The sequence below is a fragment of the Pseudomonas fragi genome (assembly GCF_025426255.1).
Classification (GTDB): domain Bacteria; phylum Pseudomonadota; class Gammaproteobacteria; order Pseudomonadales; family Pseudomonadaceae; genus Aquipseudomonas; species Aquipseudomonas kulmbachensis.
In genome coordinates this window covers 1,563,780-1,579,092 of sequence record NZ_CP104861.1, presented here as the reverse complement: position 1 = coordinate 1,579,092, position 15,313 = coordinate 1,563,780, and the positions used below count along the sequence as shown (strand labels likewise).

Sequence of the window (15,313 nt, the reverse complement as noted above, 5' to 3'; positions counted from 1 at the left end):
TCAGGCATCGCGTTTTATCAGGTAAAACGCGCACTCAGATTTTACGATTGCTTCACAATCGAGCGCAGCCTCGTTCCTACGGCAGCTGCTACGGAAATTGCACCGCAACAATTCTTGCGATCAATGCGCTAAACTCGCGGCCTTGCTGTCTGGAGTAACTTATGCGCGAAGAGTTGAACCAAGGCCTGATCGACTTTCTGAAGGCCTCCCCTACCCCCTTTCATGCCACTGCAAGTCTTGTGCAACGCTTGGAGGCTGCAGGCTACCAACGCCTCGACGAGCGCGAGACATGGTTCACCGAAGCCAATGGTCGCTATTACGTCACCCGAAATGACTCTTCCATTGTTGCCTTCAAGCTGGGGCGTCACTCTGCGCTGCAAGGCGGCATTCGTATGGTCGGCGCTCACACAGACAGCCCGTGCCTGCGCGTCAAGCCTCAGCCTGAACTGCAACGCCAAGGTTTCTGGCAGTTGGGCGTCGAAGTCTACGGCGGCGCCTTGCTGGCCCCTTGGTTCGACCGCGACCTGTCGCTCGCTGGGCGAGTCACCTTCCGCCGCGATGGCCAGGTCGAAAGCCAACTGATCGATTTCAAGGCGCCGATTGCGACCATCCCCAACCTGGCGATTCACCTCAATCGTACCGCCAACGAAGGCTGGGCAATCAACCCCCAGACCGAACTGCCGCCGATCCTGGCTCAAGTGGCAGGCGATGAGCGTGTTGATTTCCGCGCCCTGCTCGCCGACCAACTGGCCCGTGAGCACGGCCTCAATGCCGATGTAGTGCTTGATTACGAGCTGAGTTTCTACGACACCCAAAGTGCTGCAGTCATCGGCCTTAATGGCGACTTTATCGCCGGTGCGCGCCTCGACAACCTGTTGTCGTGCTATGCCGGCCTGCAAGCCCTGCTCACTACCGAGACTGAAGAAACCTGCCTGTTCGTGGCCAACGACCACGAAGAAGTCGGCTCTTGCTCGGCCTGCGGTGCCGATGGCCCGATGCTGGAGCAGATCCTGCAACGTGTGCTGCCTGACGGCGACGAGTACGTACGTACAATCCAAAAATCGCTGCTGGTCTCGGCAGACAACGCCCATGGCGTTCATCCCAACTACGCCGATAAACACGACGCCAATCATGGCCCCAAGCTCAATGCCGGGCCGGTGATCAAGGTCAACAGCAATCAGCGTTACGCCACCAACAGCGAAACGGCCGGGTTCTTCCGTCACCTGTGCATGGCGGTGGAAGTTCCGGTGCAAAGCTTTGTGGTGCGCAGCGACATGGGTTGCGGCTCGACGATTGGCCCGATCACCGCCAGCCATTTGGGTGTGCGCACCGTGGATATCGGCCTGCCGACATTCGCCATGCACTCGATCCGCGAACTGGCCGGCAGCCATGACCTGGCGCATCTGGTCAAAGTGTTGAGCGCGTTTTACGCCAGCAACCAATTGCCATGAGGCAAATGCCTTGTAGCCACTACCGTAGGCTGCGATAAGGGCCGCCAAACCCATCGCAGCCTGCGGCAGCGGCTACAGGCTACGCATCTGGCCGATTCATTTTTGACACACATCACCACACATCTGCGTAATCCGACCTAGACTGGGATCATTCTTTTCCACAGGTCCATAACCATGTTCGAAACGTCTGCGTTCCACTCCATGATGATTCCCATTGTCTGCGGCATGCTGCTGCTGACCATTGGCTTCAACTTCCGCGAACGCAGTAGTGGCGTCGGCGTGCTGATGATTTGGGCTGGCATGCTGCTGATTTTCGGCACCATCATCTTTAAAATCCTCGCCAAACTGAACGAGTCATCGCTCTGATTTTTTGCTCCGCGTCCGCAATCGTTTATTTATCGGTTACAAGAAATGAATGATCGCGGGCCCTAGCGTACACTCGGCCAATTTGCCCCCTTCGAGGTTGATCGCCCAGTGTTTCTTCGTCTATTCGCCTTGCCCTATTGCCTGCTGGTTTGCCTGCTGACGCTGTTGCCCATGACGTCGGCGCAAGCCGTTGGCTTGCCGGGCATCCTGGGTAGTTCGGATAAAACCCAGGCACAACCGAGCGAGCCGCTGGGTCAATCGCTGGACGAGGTGATCAAAAACCTCGAAAACGATCAACAGCGCAGCAAGCTGTTGGCTGACCTGAAAAAGCTGCGCGATGCCACCAAAAAAGCCCAGCCCGAAGCCGAAATCGGCGTACTGGGTCTGATCGGTAGCACCCTGGCCGACCTCGAAAAACAGTTCTCCGGCACAGACAGCCCGAGCTATCGCTGGTCCAAGGAAATATCACAGGCCCAGGACGAGCTGGAAGCATTGATGCTGCCAGCCAGCGAATGGATACCGATCATCTTTGCCTTTGCATTGATCATCATGGTCTGGAGCCTGCTGGCCGCACTGCTGATTTGGGTCAGCCACCGTGTGCGTGTGCGTTTTGGCCTCAGTGAAGAATTGCCGCAACACCCCAAGGCCGTCGACATGCTGCGCTTTGCCTTGCGCAAGCTGGGCCCGTGGATGGTCGCGCTGATGATCACGGTGTACATGAGCTATGCCCTGCCGTCGTCGCTGGGCAAAGACCTGGCGATGGTGCTGGCCTATGCCCTGGTTATCGGCACGTGCTTCTCAGCCATTTGCGTCATCCTGTTCTCGCTGCTCGATGGACCGCACCGCCACCGAGCCCTGCATATTTTGCGGCACCAGGCTTTTCGCCCGCTGTGGTGGATCGGCAGCTTCGCAGCGTTTGGTGAGGCGCTGAGCGACCCGCGGCTGGTTGCGACCCTCGGCGTGCATCTGGCCCATACGGCAGCTACGTTTGCCAATGTGATGGCCGCGCTGTCCACCGGGTTGTTTATTATCCGGTTCCGCCGCCCCATCGCCCACCTGATCCGCAACCAGCCATTGTCGCGGCGCCTGACCCGCCGCGCCTTGAGCGACAGCATCGAGATCCTCGGTACCTACTGGTATATACCGGCACTGATTCTGGTTGGTGTTTCGCTGGTCGCGACGTTTGTCTCGGCAGGCGATACCAGCACTGCATTGCGCCAGTCACTGATCTGCACCGTGCTGGTGGTGTTGTGCATGGTGATCAACGGGCTGGTGCGACGTCATTCGCAAAAACCGCAACGCGGACACAAGCGTCACGCGCTGTATTCCGAACGTCTGACAAGCTTCCTCTATACCCTGGCGCATCTGGTTGTGTGGCTGGTGTTCATCGAACTGGGCCTGCGGGTCTGGGGCATGTCCCTGATCAGCTTCACCGAGGGTGAAGGGCACGAGATCAGCGTCAAGCTGTTCAGCCTCGGCGGCACTCTGCTGTTTGCCTGGCTGATCTGGATTCTTTCCGACACCGCAGTGCATCACGCCCTGACCCGCTCGCGCAAAGGTCTGGCCAATGCGCGCGCCCAAACCATGATGCCGCTGATTCGCAACGTGCTGTTCGTGGCGATCTTCATCATTGCGCTGATCGTTGCCCTGGCCAATATGGGCATGAACGTCACCCCCCTGCTGGCGGGTGCCGGTGTGATCGGTCTGGCCATCGGCTTTGGTGCACAGTCACTGGTAGCCGACCTGATCACCGGCCTGTTCATCATCATTGAAGACTCCCTGGCCATCGACGACTACGTCGATGTCGGTGGGCACCTGGGCACTGTTGAAGGGCTGACGATTCGTACGGTACGCCTGCGGGACATCGACGGCATCGTGCACACCATCCCGTTCAGCGAAATCAAAAGCATCAAGAACTATTCCCGCGAATTTGGCTACGCCATCTTTCGGGTTGCGATCCCCTACAACATGGACATCGACGACGCGATAAAACTGATGCGCGAAGTCGGTCAGAAGATGCGCACCGACCCCCTGCAGCGACGCAATATCTGGTCACCACTGGAGATCCAGGGGGTTGAGAGTTTCGAGTCCGGCAGCGCCATTTTGCGTGCTCGTTTCAAGACTGCTCCGATCAAGCAATGGGAAGTGTCGCGGGCATTCAACCTGTCGCTCAAACGGCATCTGGATGAAGCCGGGCTGGACCTGGCGACCCCGCGCCTGAGTGTGCAGGTGGTAACTGCGGGCAGCGGAATATTGCAGAAGGATTGATGCCTGGACATGTAGCAGCTGCCGAAGGAACGAGGCTGCGTTCGATTGCGAAGCGATCGTAAAACCTGAGGCCGCGATTTAACTGATAGACAGCGGGTTCAGGTTTTACGACGGCTACGCCGCCGAACGCAGCCTCGTTCCTTCGGCAGCTGCTACGGAGCACGCATTGGTTCAGCGCTCCAGCACATCCACCCCGACATGAATCGCATCATGTCGCCAATACTCCAGATCGCAATCGATCAGCCGTTCGTGCTGATCGTAATTGACCCGCGCAATTCGCAAGCCTGGGCTACCCGTTGAAACCTTGAGCGTGGCTGCAGCCTCCATCGGCAACGCCGTGGGCACGATTTCGAAACGCACCCGACCGTAATGTAAATCGTAGTGCCGGGCATACAGCTCGGTGATCGACTGTGTGAGATCACATTCCAGAATCCGTGGGAAATATTGCGGGTTCAGGTAGTGCTCGACATACAGCACCAGCCGCCCATCAATGCGCCGCGCACGGCAAATCTGGATCACGCTGGACAGCGCCGGCAATTGCAGGCGTTCGCACACCGCCGCCGTGGCGGGTTGCAGGCGCGCCGAAATCACTTCGGTGGTCGGCACTCGCCCTTGGGCCGTGACCATTGCATGGAAGTGGCTGCGCTGCATCAGGTTGTAAGCCAGACGTGGCGGTGAAATAAACCAGCCACGGCGCTCTTCGCGATAAACCATCCCTTGAGCCTCAAGCTGCAGCAGTGCCTCGCGCACCGTGACCCGGGTGGTGGCAAACAGCTCACTAAGTTTTCGCTCAGCGGGTAACTGACTGCCGCCCGCCAACAGGCCGTGCTCTATCTGCTCTTGCAGCGTGCGACTGATCGCTGTCACCGCTTTGGGTGCACCTTCTCGCATCAACGTTACCTATCTGGACTAGTCCAGCACCAAATGTGGGCAGGCCTGACCTGTTAACGGGTCAATCCTTGAGCCTGCCAGCCTAGGCAGAACATATGACTGTTACATGACAAGCGCCGCGCCGCATGCCACTTGAAAAGCCCCAAAGCCCTTGCCAGTCGGGGCCTTGTCGATGGTCTAAGCTTGTTCGTAACACACCCGCGGACCTGCAACACCTCCTGCACAAGTAATGCCGACATTAAAGTGTCATCTGCCGGGCTTAAATTGGCTCAGGTATTGCTGACCTAGACCAACCCACCGCAAAAGAGCAATAAAACCCAGCGTTGAAAACGCCCAAGGAGCTTCGGATGAAACAGTTTTTCCTGGCAACACTGTTAGGTTCAAGCATCGCCCTGTGCACGTCGGCCATGGCCGCCGATGTCGATTTAAAAGCCCTTGAAGCCGCAGCAAAGGCTGAAGGTGCGGTCAACAGTGTCGGCATGCCCGATGACTGGGCCAACTGGAAAGGCACCTGGGCCGACCTGAACAAGCTCTACGGCCTCAAGCACATCGACACTGACATGAGCTCGGCCCAGGAAGTCGCCAAATTTGCAGCAGAAAAAGACAACGCCAGCGCCGACATTGGTGACGTAGGCGCAGCCTTCGGCCCGATTGCAGTCGCCAAGGGCGTGACCCAGCCGTACAAGCCGACCACCTGGGACCAGATCCCTGCATGGGCCAAGGACAAGGACGGTAACTGGGCCCTGGCCTACACCGGCAGCATCGCGTTTATCGTCAATAAAAAGCTGCTGCACGGTTCCGAAATTCCAACCAAGTGGGCTGATCTGAAGTCCGGCAAATACAAGGTTTCAATCGGTGACGTGAGCACTGCAGCGCAAGCCACCAATGGCGTGCTGGCAGCTGCGCTGGCCAATGGCGGTGATGAAAAGAACGTGCAACCTGCCCTGCTGATGTTTGCTGACATCGCCAAGCAAGGTCGCTTGTCTCTGGCCAACCCGACCATCGCCACCATGGAGAAGGGCGAAGTGGAAGTCGGCGTAGTCTGGGATTTCAACGGTCTGAGCTACAAAGCCAAAATGGTCAACCCGGATGACTACGTGGTGCTGATCCCGTCCGATGGCTCGGTGATCTCGGGCTACACCACCATCATCAACAAATACGCCAAGCACCCGAACGCGGCCAAACTGACCCGCGAATACATCTTCAGCGATGCCGGTCAAACCAACCTGGCGCGAGGCAATGCTCGGCCGATTCGTGCTGAGCACCTGAAGCTGCCAGCAGACGTTCAAGCCAAGCTGCTTTCCAACGATCAGTACAAAAATGTAACGCCGATCAAGGACGCAGACGCCTGGGAAAAAACCTCCAAGGCCTTGCCGCAGCTGTGGCAGGAAGAAGTCATTATCAATATGCAGTAACTGACTGAACCGGCACCTGTAACCGCTGCCACTGGCTGCGATGGGTTGCGAAGCAGCCCTGCTTCTTGGGGGCCTTCGGGCCCTATCGCAGCCTTCGGCAGCGGCTACAGGGTTGGCATGCTACATCTGCTTGCGGAGTCGCCGTACATGAAACACAACGTTATTTTGGTAGTCCTCGACGGTTTGAATTACGAGGTCGCCCGCCAGGCAATGGGGCATTTGCAGGCTTATGTCGGAGCCGGGCGCTGCACGCTGTACAAGCTCACCTGCGAACTGCCCGCACTGTCGCGCCCCCTCTACGAATGTATCCTCACCGGTGTGCCGCCGATTGAAAGCGGCATCGTGCATAACAATGTGGCGCGCTTGTCCAATCAGCGCAGCGTGTTCCATTACGCCCGTGATGGCGGGCTGACCACTGCGGCCGCGGCCTATCACTGGGTCAGCGAACTGTATAACCGCTCCCCGTTCGTCGTTGCCCGGGACCGCCATACCGTTGCAGCCGATCTGCCGATTCAGAACGGGCATTTCTACTGGAGCGATCACTACCCCGACTCTCACTTGTTCGCCGACGCCGAAAGCCTGCGCCTGGCGCACCAGCCGAACTTTCTACTGGTTCACCCCATGAACATTGATGATGCCGGGCACAAGTACGGTCTCGACACCCCGCAATACCGCAACAGCGCACGTTCGGCCGACATCATTCTGGCCGATTATCTGCAAGGCTGGCTGGACGCTGGCTACCAAGTACTGGTGACTGCCGACCACGGCATGAACAACGATCGTTCGCACAACGGCTTGCTGCCCGAAGAACGTGAAGTACCACTGTTTGTGCTGGGGGATGCCTTTAGCCTCAATCCGGATGTCGCGCCTAAACAGACCGAGCTGTGTGGCACCGTCTGCGAACTGCTGGGCGTAGCCCACGACAAACCGTGGTGCCAGGACCTGTTGAGGCCCGCATCATGAGTCGTGGCAAATGGCTTGCGCTGCTGTGCCTGGTGCCCTTCGCAGTATTTTTTATCGTGTTTCAGATTGCCCCGCTGGTGTGGGTACTGATCCACAGTGTGCAATCTGAAGAAAGCGGCTGGGGCTTGGCCAACTTCATCAAGATCTTCAACTCGAAATTCTATTTGCAAGCGATTCAGCACAGCCTGGAGATCAGCTTCTGGTCCAGCCTGTTTGGCATCGTGATCGCCGTACTGGGCAGTTACTCCCTGCGCAAGGTGGATTCACGGCTGCGCAATTTTGTTAACGCGTTCGCCAACATGACCAGCAACTTCTCCGGTGTACCATTGGCCTTTGCGTTCATCATTCTGCTGGGCTTTAACGGCAGCATCACGATCATGCTCAAACAGGCGGGGATCATCCAGGATTTCAACCTCTACTCCAAAACCGGCCTGATCATCCTGTACACCTATTTCCAGATTCCGCTCGGAGTGCTTCTGCTTTACCCGGCCTTCGATGCCTTGCGCGAAGACTGGCGCGAATCAGCCTCCTTGCTGGGCGCGAACAGCTGGCAGTTCTGGCGCCACATCGGCCTGCCGGTACTCACCCCGGCATTGCTCGGTACTTTCGTGATTCTGCTGGCCAACGCCCTGGGCGCCTACGCCACGGTGTATGCGTTGACTACCGGTAACTTCAACGTACTGCCCATCCGTATTGCCGCGATGGTCTCCGGTGATATCAGCCTGGACCCGAATATGGCCAGCGCCTTGGCGGTGATTCTGGTGGGTTTGATGACCCTGGTAACCCTGGTCCATCAGTGGCTGTTAAAGAGGAGCTACCATGTCGCGCGTTGAATCCACGTCTGCCAGCGTTTACCACCGCAGCGTGGTCTGGCTGCTGTTTCTGATTTTACTTCTGCCGCTGCTGGGCACCCTGGTTTATTCCATAGCCAGCAGTTGGTCGGCGACTATCCTGCCCAGTGGTTTCACCTTCAAGTGGTATAGCCAACTGTGGAGCGACCCGCGTTTTCTTGCCGCTTTCGGCCAGTCGCTGCTGGTGTGTGTCGCTGCGCTGGTACTGTCGGTGATTCTGATTTTGCCGCTGCTGTTTGTGGTGCATTACCACTTCCCCAAGCTGGATGCGCTGATGAACATCCTGATCCTGCTGCCTTTTGCCGTACCGCCCGTGGTGTCATCGGTAGGCCTGCTGCAGCTATATGGTTCCGGCCCGCTGCAAATGGTCGGCACTCCGTGGATTCTGATTGGCTGCTATTTCACCGTCGCGCTGCCCTTTATGTATCGAGCGATCACCAACAACCTGCAAGCAATCAACCTGCGCGACCTGATGGACTCCGCCCAACTGCTGGGTGCCAGCACCTGGCAGGCCGCGTTTCTGGTGGTACTGCCCAATTTGCGCAAAGGCCTGATGGTGGCCCTGCTGCTGTCGTTCTCGTTCCTGTTTGGCGAGTTTGTATTTGCCAATATTCTGGTGGGCACCCGCTACGAAACCCTGCAGGTGTTCCTGAACAACATGCGTAACAGCAGCGGCCACTTCACCAGCGCGCTCGTGATCTCCTATTTCCTCTTTGTACTGGTGTTGACCTGGGTTGCCACCTTCCTGAACAAGGACAAAAGCCAATGAGCTTCGTCAGCGTCGAACGCCTGCAAAAATCCTATTCCGGCACGCCGGTCTTCAGTGATATCAACTGCAACATCGCCAAAGGTGAATTCGTCACCCTTCTCGGTCCGTCCGGCTGCGGCAAGTCCACACTGTTGCGCTGCATCGCGGGGCTAACCCCGGTGGATGGCGGCAAAATCCTTCTGGATGGCCAGGACATAGTGCCGCTGAGCCCGCAAAAACGCGGGATCGGTATGGTATTTCAAAGCTATGCGCTGTTCCCCAACATGACTGTCGAGCAAAACGTGGCATTTGGTTTGCGCATGCAAAAGGTCAAAGCCGATGACAGCCACAAACGCGTGGCCGAAGTGTTGCAACTGGTGGAACTCAATGACTTTGCCAAGCGCTACCCCCACCAACTGTCTGGTGGCCAGTGCCAGCGGGTCGCGTTGGCGCGCTCGCTGGTAACGCGCCCACGCCTGCTGCTGTTGGATGAACCACTGTCGGCGCTGGATGCACGCATTCGCAAGCACTTGCGCGAGCAGATCCGCACGATTCAGCGCGAGCTGGGCCTGACCACAATATTCGTCACCCACGATCAGGAAGAAGCCCTGGTCATGAGCGACCGTATTTTCCTGATGAACAAAGGCCACATCGTCCAAAGCGGCAATGCGCAGACCCTCTATGCCGCACCGGCAGATGCGTTCGCCGCAGGGTTTATCGGTAACTACAACCTGCTGGACTCCGACACCGCCAGCCGCCTGTTGCAGCGCCCGATCAACAGCCGCATCGCCATCCGCCCGGAAACCCTCGGCTTGAGCCTGCAAGGCGAGCCCGACACGTTGATCCGCAACCACAGCCTGTTGGGCAATGTGATCCGCTATCGCGTCGAGACGCGCGGGGTCGAATTGATCGTTGATGTGCTCAACCGCTCCCCCGGCGATCTGTACCCGGACGGTCAGCGCGTAGCGCTGTCGATCGATTCGAGTACCCTTTGTGAGGTAGCCTGATGTACTTGAATTTACTGAAGGGAGAGTTGTGCTGATGGCTCTGGCAATCTTTGATCTGGACGAAACCCTGATTCACGGCGACTGCGCCACCCTGTGGAGCGAGCAGATGGGCCGCTTGGGCTGGGTCGACCCGAAGTCGTTCATGCAGCGCAACAACGAATTGATGGACGCCTACAGCCGGGGCGAGCTGGCCATGGAGGACTATATGGCCTTCAGCCTGGAACCCCTGATCGGTCGCACCCCCGAAGAAGTCGAGCATTTGGTCGGCCCCTGGGTTGAAGACTTTATCGAACCGATCATTTTCAGTGACGCGACGCGAACCATTGCCGCACACCGCAAGGCAGGTGACCGGATCCTGGTGATTTCGGCCTCGGGCACACACTTGGTCAAGCCCATTGCAGAGCGCCTGGGCATCGATGAAGTACTGGGGATTGAACTGGAAGTTGCCCACGGTTTCTACACCGGCAACACCGTGGGCACTTTGACTTACCGCGAAGGCAAGATCACGCGCCTGCTGGAATGGCTCGATGAGCAGGAAGAGAATCTCGAAGGCGCGAGCTTTTACTCCGACTCGCGTAACGATTTGCCGTTATTGCTCAAGGTTGACCATCCCCATGTCGTCAATCCGGATCCGGTATTGCTCGAACAGGCTGAAAAGGCCGGATGGCCGATCCATCACTGGAAGTAACACCTCACACCTGTAGCCTGCTCGCGAAGATCATTCGCGAGCAGGCTCGCTCCCACTGGGGCTTGACCTGGAACAGAGTATCTAAACGATGTGCGTACGCTTCAAATAGCTACACCAGACTCGCGTCAATCACCAGCACCAGCTTGCCCGACACCTGATTACTGGCCAGTTCGGCAAACGCCGCCTGGGCCTCTTCAATCGGGAAGGTTTTAGCCAGTTGCGGGCTCAAGCGGCCTTCGGTGAACAACGGCCATACCTGCTGCCCCAGATCACTGAGCAGGTCAGCCTTGAACTGGTCGCTGCGGCTGCGCAAGGTCGAGCCCAGTAACTGGATACGCTTGCCCAGTACCAACGCCAGATCCAGCTCGGCCTTGCGACCGCCCATCAAACCGATCAACACCCAACGCCCGTCCTGTACCAGCAACTTGAGGTTGGATTCGGCATAGTTGGCGCCCACCGGGTCGAGCACTACATCAAAAGGACCCAAGGCCTTTAGATCGTCCAGCCCATCGGTGCGCACCACTCCACCTTGAGCGCCCAGCGCCTGGCAGTAAGCCAGCCGGTCAGCCGAACCTACGGTCACCCAGCACGGGCTGCCAAAGGCTTTGCACAGCTGAATGGCCGCTGAACCAACACCACTTGCACCCGCGTGCAACAGCACTTTTTCACCTGGTTTGAGACCCGCCAGTTGAAACAGGTTGAGCCAAGCCGTGCTGTAAACCTCAGGCAAGGCCGCGGCTTCAATCAACGACAAGCCTTCCGGCACCGGCAAAGCGTGACGGCCATCGACCACCACCTCTTGCGCCATGCCACCGCCCGCCAACAGCGCGCAAACCCGGTCGCCAAGCTGCCAGGAGGAACCCGGACCCACTTCGCTGACCACTCCGGAGCACTCCAGCCCCAACATCTGACTGGCACCCGGCGGCGGCGGATACAAGCCAGCGCTCTGTAACAAGTCGGCCCGATTGAGACCCGCAGCCGCTACTCGAATCCGAATTTGTCCTACATCACAGGTAGGGCTTGGCTCCTCAACCCATGTCACTTGACCTTCAACGCCTTGCAATGCTTTCACAGTGCCTCCATAGTGAGTCTGGACTGAGCCCGGCGCTATAGCACCGGGCTTTTTGCATTATGCGACCGGTCCTTGATGGAACCGGCGACTTCAAAGACGGCCTAATATGCGTTATCAATTGCCCCCGCGTCGAATCAGCATGAAGCATTTATTCCCTAGCACCGCACTTGCCCTATTCATTGGCTTAGGCGTTTTGCCGTTTTCGGCCAATACGTTTGCCGCTAACAGTTGGGATAACCTTCAGCCCGATCGTGATGAGGTAATTGCCAGTCTTAACGTTGTTGAGCTGCTCAAGCGCCATCATTACAGCAAGCCGCCACTGGATGACGCCCGCTCGGCGATCATCTATGACAGCTACTTGAAGCTGCTGGACCCTTCGCGCAGTTACTTTCTGGCAAGCGACATTGCCGAATTTGACAAGTGGAAGTACAAGTTTGACGACTTCCTCAAAAGCGGCGACCTCAACCCCGGTTTCATCATCTACAAGCGCTATCTGGATCGCGTCAAGTCGCGTCTGGACTTCGCCCTTGCCGAGTTGAACAAAGGCGTTGATTCGTTGGACTTTAAAGCCAAGGAAAGCCTGGAGATCGACCGCAAGGAAGCTCCATGGCTCAAGTCCGAAGCCGAGCTCAATGATCTGTGGCGCAAACGCATCAAGGACGAAGTCCTGCGTCTGAAGATTGCCGGCAAGGAGCCTGCGAAAATTCAGGAACTGCTGACCAAGCGCTACAAGAATCAACTGGCGCGCCTCGATCAGACCCGCAGCGAAGATATCTTCCAGGCGTACATCAACACCTTCGCCATGTCTTACGATCCGCACACCAACTATCTGTCGCCAGATAACGCGGAAAACTTCGACATCAACATGAGCCTGTCGCTGGAAGGCATTGGCGCCGTGTTGCAGAGCGATAACGACCAGGTGAAAATTGTCCGTCTGGTGCCCGCAGGCCCGGCCGACAAGACCAAACAGGTCGCTCCGGCGGACAAGATCATCGGTGTCGCCCAAGGCGATAAAGAGATGGTCGACGTAATCGGCTGGCGTCTGGACGAAGTGGTCAAACTGATTCGTGGCCCTAAAGGCTCTGTGGTGCGCCTGGAAGTGATTCCAGCGAGCAACGCGCCTAACGACCAGACCAGCAAGATCGTGTCCATCACCCGCGAAGCGGTGAAGCTTGAAGAGCAGGCCGCGAAAAAGTCTATTCTCAACCTGAAACAGGATGGCAAGGACTACAAGCTCGGCGTGATTGAAATCCCGGCGTTCTACCTGGACTTCAAAGCGTTCCGTGCAGGCGACCCGAACTACAAGAGCACCACCCGCGACGTCAAAAAACTGCTGACCGAGTTGCAGAAAGAAAAAGTCGATGGCGTGATCATCGACCTGCGCAACAACGGCGGCGGTTCGTTGCAGGAAGCCACCGAACTGACCAGCCTGTTTATCGACAAGGGCCCAACCGTTCTGGTGCGTAACGCCGACGGTAAGGTCGACGTTCTTGAAGACGAAAACCCGGGCGCGTTCTACAAAGGCCCGATGGCGTTGCTGGTCAATCGCCTGTCGGCTTCAGCCTCGGAGATTTTTGCCGGTGCCATGCAGGATTACCATCGTGCGCTGATCATTGGCGGCCAGACCTTCGGCAAAGGGACGGTGCAAACCATCCAGCCGCTGAATCATGGCGAACTGAAACTGACCCTGGCCAAGTTCTACCGGGTATCCGGTCAGAGCACCCAGCATCAGGGCGTACTGCCCGATGTCGCTTTCCCGTCGATCATCGACACCAAGGAAATCGGCGAGAGCGCACTGCCTGAAGCCATGCCGTGGGACACCATCCGTCCTGCCATCAAGCCTGCTGTCGATCCGTTCAAGCCTTTCATCAATCAGCTGAAAGCCGAGCATGACGCACGAGTTGCCAAAGATGCCGAGTTCATCTTTATCCGCGACAAGTTGGCCCTCGCCGAAAAACTGATGACCGAGAAAACCGTCAGCCTCAACGAAGCGGAACGTCGCGCACAACACGCCGACATCGACGCCAAGCAGTTGGTGATGGAAAACGCCCGTCGTCAGGCCAAAGGCGAAGCACCGCTCAAGGAAATGAAGAAAGAAGACGAAGATGCATTGCCGGTCGAACCTGAAAAGACCAAACCGGAAGATGACGCCTACCTGAGTGAAACCGGGCGGATTCTGCTGGACTACCTCAAGCTCAGCTCGCAGGTTGCCAAGAAGTAATTCCAGCCGATGTAAAAAAGGGCGGGCCGCGTAATGCGCCCGCCCTTTTTATTGGCGATGGGTAATGCCAGGGCAGTTACGGGTCGGCCTGCTATCGCGAACCACCCTGCTCATTCAACATCTCCAGCTTATGTGCTGCCAACGGGTGCCCGGCTTTTACCGCCATCGTCCACCAGCGTGCAGCCTCGACTGCATCAGGCGCTTTGCCGAGCGAACCTGCCAGGCAGAAAACACCCACTTGGTATGCGGCCTTCGCATCGCCGCTCAACGCTGCCAGGCGCAACAAACGCACGCCCTCCTCCTTTGCCCCCAATCCTTGACCGCGAAAGGCCAGGATATGCCCATAGAAGCTTTGGGCGCGGGTATCCCCCAGGTTGGCCATGCGCGAGAACTGTCCTTCCATCCAGCGCCAGATACGCGGTTGGCGGACACACCAGGACCAGTGAAACAACTTGCGCGCCAGCCAGTAGCTCAAGCGCGCTTTAAATCGCCAGAGCACTCAAGCTTCCTCGTGCTCGTAAGCGTACTCAAACACCCGTACGACCTCAGAGGCATGCCACGACGCGGCAGCAATGCCATCCGGCGGGCCGGGAAAGCGTCCAAGTCGCTCTGCGCATTCAAAAAAACCGGTACGTGGCAGACGGCTTGCGCCCTGGCTGATCACCAGCGAACTGCGCAATGGTTGTTCGGCCTTGGCATCCATTGCCGCCAGATGCTCAAGTGCTGCGGTCAAGGTCAACATGGCCGGGCTCGGCAATTGCAACCGCTCCAACAACGCACGGTACGTCAGCAAATGGCGCTGTCGACGCGCCTGATCGAGCTCAGCCAACAACCCGTCCCAGTGTTGCCGACTGATGCGAACGCTCATGATGCTTCCCTCCAACCTGCGATACCCAGTTCCCAGGCCAAGCTGCGACGAATAGCGAGATCCGGAAGACGCTCCCCGGATTCGATCATTCCCAGATACGACGCACTGATGCCTACTGTGCGCGCCAGCGCCTCAAGGGCCAGGCCCTTGTTCTCGCGCAGAACGCGCAATTGATCGAGCCCGAGCAGAACCTGCTCGGGAACTGCCGGCTGCACATCCGGTGCTGGTGCTGGTGCCGGCTCCTTGATACCTGCAGCCTTGAGCAGAGCCTGATAGCTTTCCCATGAGAGAACTGCGTATTCGGGCTCGCCATTGCGCTTGATAATTTGAAGATCCATTACTAAACCCCGTCAGACTTTTATATAGCTCGAGTCGGAACTTTCCCTATAAGCCTAATCCTAACAGCTACCAAGGGCTCGGGAGTTTTTGATCTCAAATAGGCGATTAGTGGAAAACGCCCCAAAACAGCACGTTGATCGGCAAATGTTATCCACACAAATTGTG

At 57.6% G+C, this 15,313-nt stretch carries 15 protein-coding genes; 10 read left to right on the top strand and 5 right to left on the bottom strand.

All coding sequences use genetic code 11. The annotated features are described in order from the left end of the window. Nucleotides 1–161 precede the first annotated feature (161 nt). The 3 genes from N7D90_RS07410 (at nucleotide 162) to N7D90_RS07400 (ending at nucleotide 4,085) form a co-directional block, all read left to right on the top strand. Entirely contained in the window at nucleotides 162–1,451 is a 1,290-nt protein-coding gene (locus N7D90_RS07410) for a M18 family aminopeptidase (RefSeq protein WP_261741555.1), read from the top strand. Between the two features lie 174 nt (nucleotides 1,452–1,625). Then, the gene (locus N7D90_RS07405) at nucleotides 1,626–1,817 is read left to right on the top strand and encodes a hypothetical protein (protein WP_261741554.1); all 192 of its coding nucleotides are present in this window, start codon (nucleotides 1,626–1,628) and stop codon (nucleotides 1,815–1,817) included. 108 nt (nucleotides 1,818–1,925) lie between these two features. After that, entirely contained in the window at nucleotides 1,926–4,085 is a 2,160-nt protein-coding gene (locus N7D90_RS07400) for a mechanosensitive ion channel family protein (RefSeq protein ID WP_261741553.1), read from the top strand. Between the two features lie 171 nt (nucleotides 4,086–4,256). Here the strand turns inward: N7D90_RS07400 and N7D90_RS07395 are convergent, their stop codons facing one another. After that, a complete protein-coding gene (locus N7D90_RS07395) occupies nucleotides 4,257–4,976 on the bottom strand; it encodes a UTRA domain-containing protein (protein WP_261741552.1) in 720 nt (239 codons plus the stop codon). 347 nt (nucleotides 4,977–5,323) lie between these two features. Between N7D90_RS07395 and N7D90_RS07390 the strand changes: the two genes are divergently transcribed. The 6 genes from N7D90_RS07390 to N7D90_RS07365 all read left to right on the top strand — a co-directional run bounded on the left by N7D90_RS07390 (nucleotide 5,324) and on the right by N7D90_RS07365 (nucleotide 10,648). Next, nucleotides 5,324–6,391: an ABC transporter substrate-binding protein gene (locus tag N7D90_RS07390; RefSeq protein ID WP_261741551.1), complete on the top strand. Its 1,068-nt coding sequence runs from the start codon at nucleotides 5,324–5,326 to the stop codon at nucleotides 6,389–6,391. A gap of 147 nt (nucleotides 6,392–6,538) precedes the next feature. Further along, on the top strand, nucleotides 6,539–7,354 hold the full coding sequence (locus N7D90_RS07385; protein WP_261741550.1) for an alkaline phosphatase family protein: 816 nt from the start codon (nucleotides 6,539–6,541) through the stop codon (nucleotides 7,352–7,354). After that, nucleotides 7,351–8,187: an ABC transporter permease gene (locus N7D90_RS07380; RefSeq protein ID WP_261741549.1), complete on the top strand. Its 837-nt coding sequence runs from the start codon at nucleotides 7,351–7,353 to the stop codon at nucleotides 8,185–8,187. Before N7D90_RS07385 ends, N7D90_RS07380 begins: the two co-directional genes overlap by 4 nt. Then, nucleotides 8,174–8,974 carry an ABC transporter permease gene (locus tag N7D90_RS07375; protein WP_261741548.1) on the top strand — a complete coding sequence of 267 codons (801 nt, stop codon included), beginning with the start codon at nucleotides 8,174–8,176 and terminating at the stop codon, nucleotides 8,972–8,974. Before N7D90_RS07380 ends, N7D90_RS07375 begins: the two co-directional genes overlap by 14 nt. After that, the gene (locus N7D90_RS07370; RefSeq protein ID WP_261741547.1) at nucleotides 8,971–9,960 is read left to right on the top strand and encodes an ABC transporter ATP-binding protein; all 990 of its coding nucleotides are present in this window, start codon (nucleotides 8,971–8,973) and stop codon (nucleotides 9,958–9,960) included. The genes N7D90_RS07375 and N7D90_RS07370 overlap by 4 nt, the downstream gene beginning before the upstream one ends. A gap of 34 nt (nucleotides 9,961–9,994) precedes the next feature. Continuing rightward, complete coding sequence (locus N7D90_RS07365) at nucleotides 9,995–10,648, top strand: HAD family hydrolase (RefSeq protein WP_261741546.1); 654 nt, start codon at nucleotides 9,995–9,997, stop codon at nucleotides 10,646–10,648. A 109-nt stretch (nucleotides 10,649–10,757) separates the two neighbouring features. Here N7D90_RS07365 and N7D90_RS07360 read toward each other — a convergent pair whose 3' ends face one another. Beyond that, entirely contained in the window at nucleotides 10,758–11,720 is a 963-nt protein-coding gene (locus N7D90_RS07360; RefSeq protein ID WP_261741545.1) for a zinc-binding dehydrogenase, read from the bottom strand. A gap of 139 nt (nucleotides 11,721–11,859) precedes the next feature. On the opposite strand from N7D90_RS07360, the gene N7D90_RS07355 reads away from it, so the two are divergent. Further along, the gene (locus N7D90_RS07355; protein WP_261741544.1) at nucleotides 11,860–13,941 is read left to right on the top strand and encodes a carboxy terminal-processing peptidase; all 2,082 of its coding nucleotides are present in this window, start codon (nucleotides 11,860–11,862) and stop codon (nucleotides 13,939–13,941) included. 91 nt (nucleotides 13,942–14,032) lie between these two features. Here the strand turns inward: N7D90_RS07355 and N7D90_RS07350 are convergent, their stop codons facing one another. Genes N7D90_RS07350 through N7D90_RS07340 form a run of 3 tightly spaced genes read right to left on the bottom strand, consistent with a single transcriptional unit; the run spans nucleotide 14,033 to nucleotide 15,147 of the window. Continuing rightward, nucleotides 14,033–14,440, bottom strand: coding sequence for a tetratricopeptide repeat protein (locus N7D90_RS07350; protein ID WP_261741543.1), 408 nt, complete (start codon nucleotides 14,438–14,440; stop codon nucleotides 14,033–14,035). Next, complete coding sequence (locus N7D90_RS07345; protein WP_261741542.1) at nucleotides 14,441–14,809, bottom strand: hypothetical protein; 369 nt, start codon at nucleotides 14,807–14,809, stop codon at nucleotides 14,441–14,443. It abuts the gene before it with no gap. After that, nucleotides 14,806–15,147: a multiprotein-bridging factor 1 family protein gene (locus N7D90_RS07340; RefSeq protein WP_261741541.1), complete on the bottom strand. Its 342-nt coding sequence runs from the start codon at nucleotides 15,145–15,147 to the stop codon at nucleotides 14,806–14,808. Before N7D90_RS07340 ends, N7D90_RS07345 begins: the two co-directional genes overlap by 4 nt. Nucleotides 15,148–15,313: the final 166 nt, after the last annotated feature.

Excerpts from the sequence above, each read along its gene's own strand:
- N7D90_RS07410 (WP_261741555.1), top strand. The coding sequence starts at position 162 with ATGCGCGAAGAGTTGAACCAAGGCCTGATCGACTTTCTGAAGGCCTCC.
- N7D90_RS07405 (WP_261741554.1), top strand. The coding sequence starts at position 1,626 with ATGTTCGAAACGTCTGCGTTCCACTCCATGATGATTCCCATTGTCTGC.
- N7D90_RS07395 (WP_261741552.1), bottom strand. The coding sequence starts at position 4,976 with ATGCGAGAAGGTGCACCCAAAGCGGTGACAGCGATCAGTCGCACGCTG.
- N7D90_RS07390 (WP_261741551.1), top strand. The coding sequence starts at position 5,324 with ATGAAACAGTTTTTCCTGGCAACACTGTTAGGTTCAAGCATCGCCCTG.
- N7D90_RS07385 (WP_261741550.1), top strand. The coding sequence starts at position 6,539 with ATGAAACACAACGTTATTTTGGTAGTCCTCGACGGTTTGAATTACGAG.
- N7D90_RS07380 (WP_261741549.1), top strand. The coding sequence starts at position 7,351 with ATGAGTCGTGGCAAATGGCTTGCGCTGCTGTGCCTGGTGCCCTTCGCA.
- N7D90_RS07375 (WP_261741548.1), top strand. The coding sequence starts at position 8,174 with ATGTCGCGCGTTGAATCCACGTCTGCCAGCGTTTACCACCGCAGCGTG.
- N7D90_RS07370 (WP_261741547.1), top strand. The coding sequence starts at position 8,971 with ATGAGCTTCGTCAGCGTCGAACGCCTGCAAAAATCCTATTCCGGCACG.
- N7D90_RS07365 (WP_261741546.1), top strand. The coding sequence starts at position 9,995 with ATGGCTCTGGCAATCTTTGATCTGGACGAAACCCTGATTCACGGCGAC.
- N7D90_RS07355 (WP_261741544.1), top strand. The coding sequence starts at position 11,860 with ATGAAGCATTTATTCCCTAGCACCGCACTTGCCCTATTCATTGGCTTA.
- N7D90_RS07345 (WP_261741542.1), bottom strand. The coding sequence starts at position 14,809 with ATGAGCGTTCGCATCAGTCGGCAACACTGGGACGGGTTGTTGGCTGAG.
- N7D90_RS07340 (WP_261741541.1), bottom strand. The coding sequence starts at position 15,147 with ATGGATCTTCAAATTATCAAGCGCAATGGCGAGCCCGAATACGCAGTT.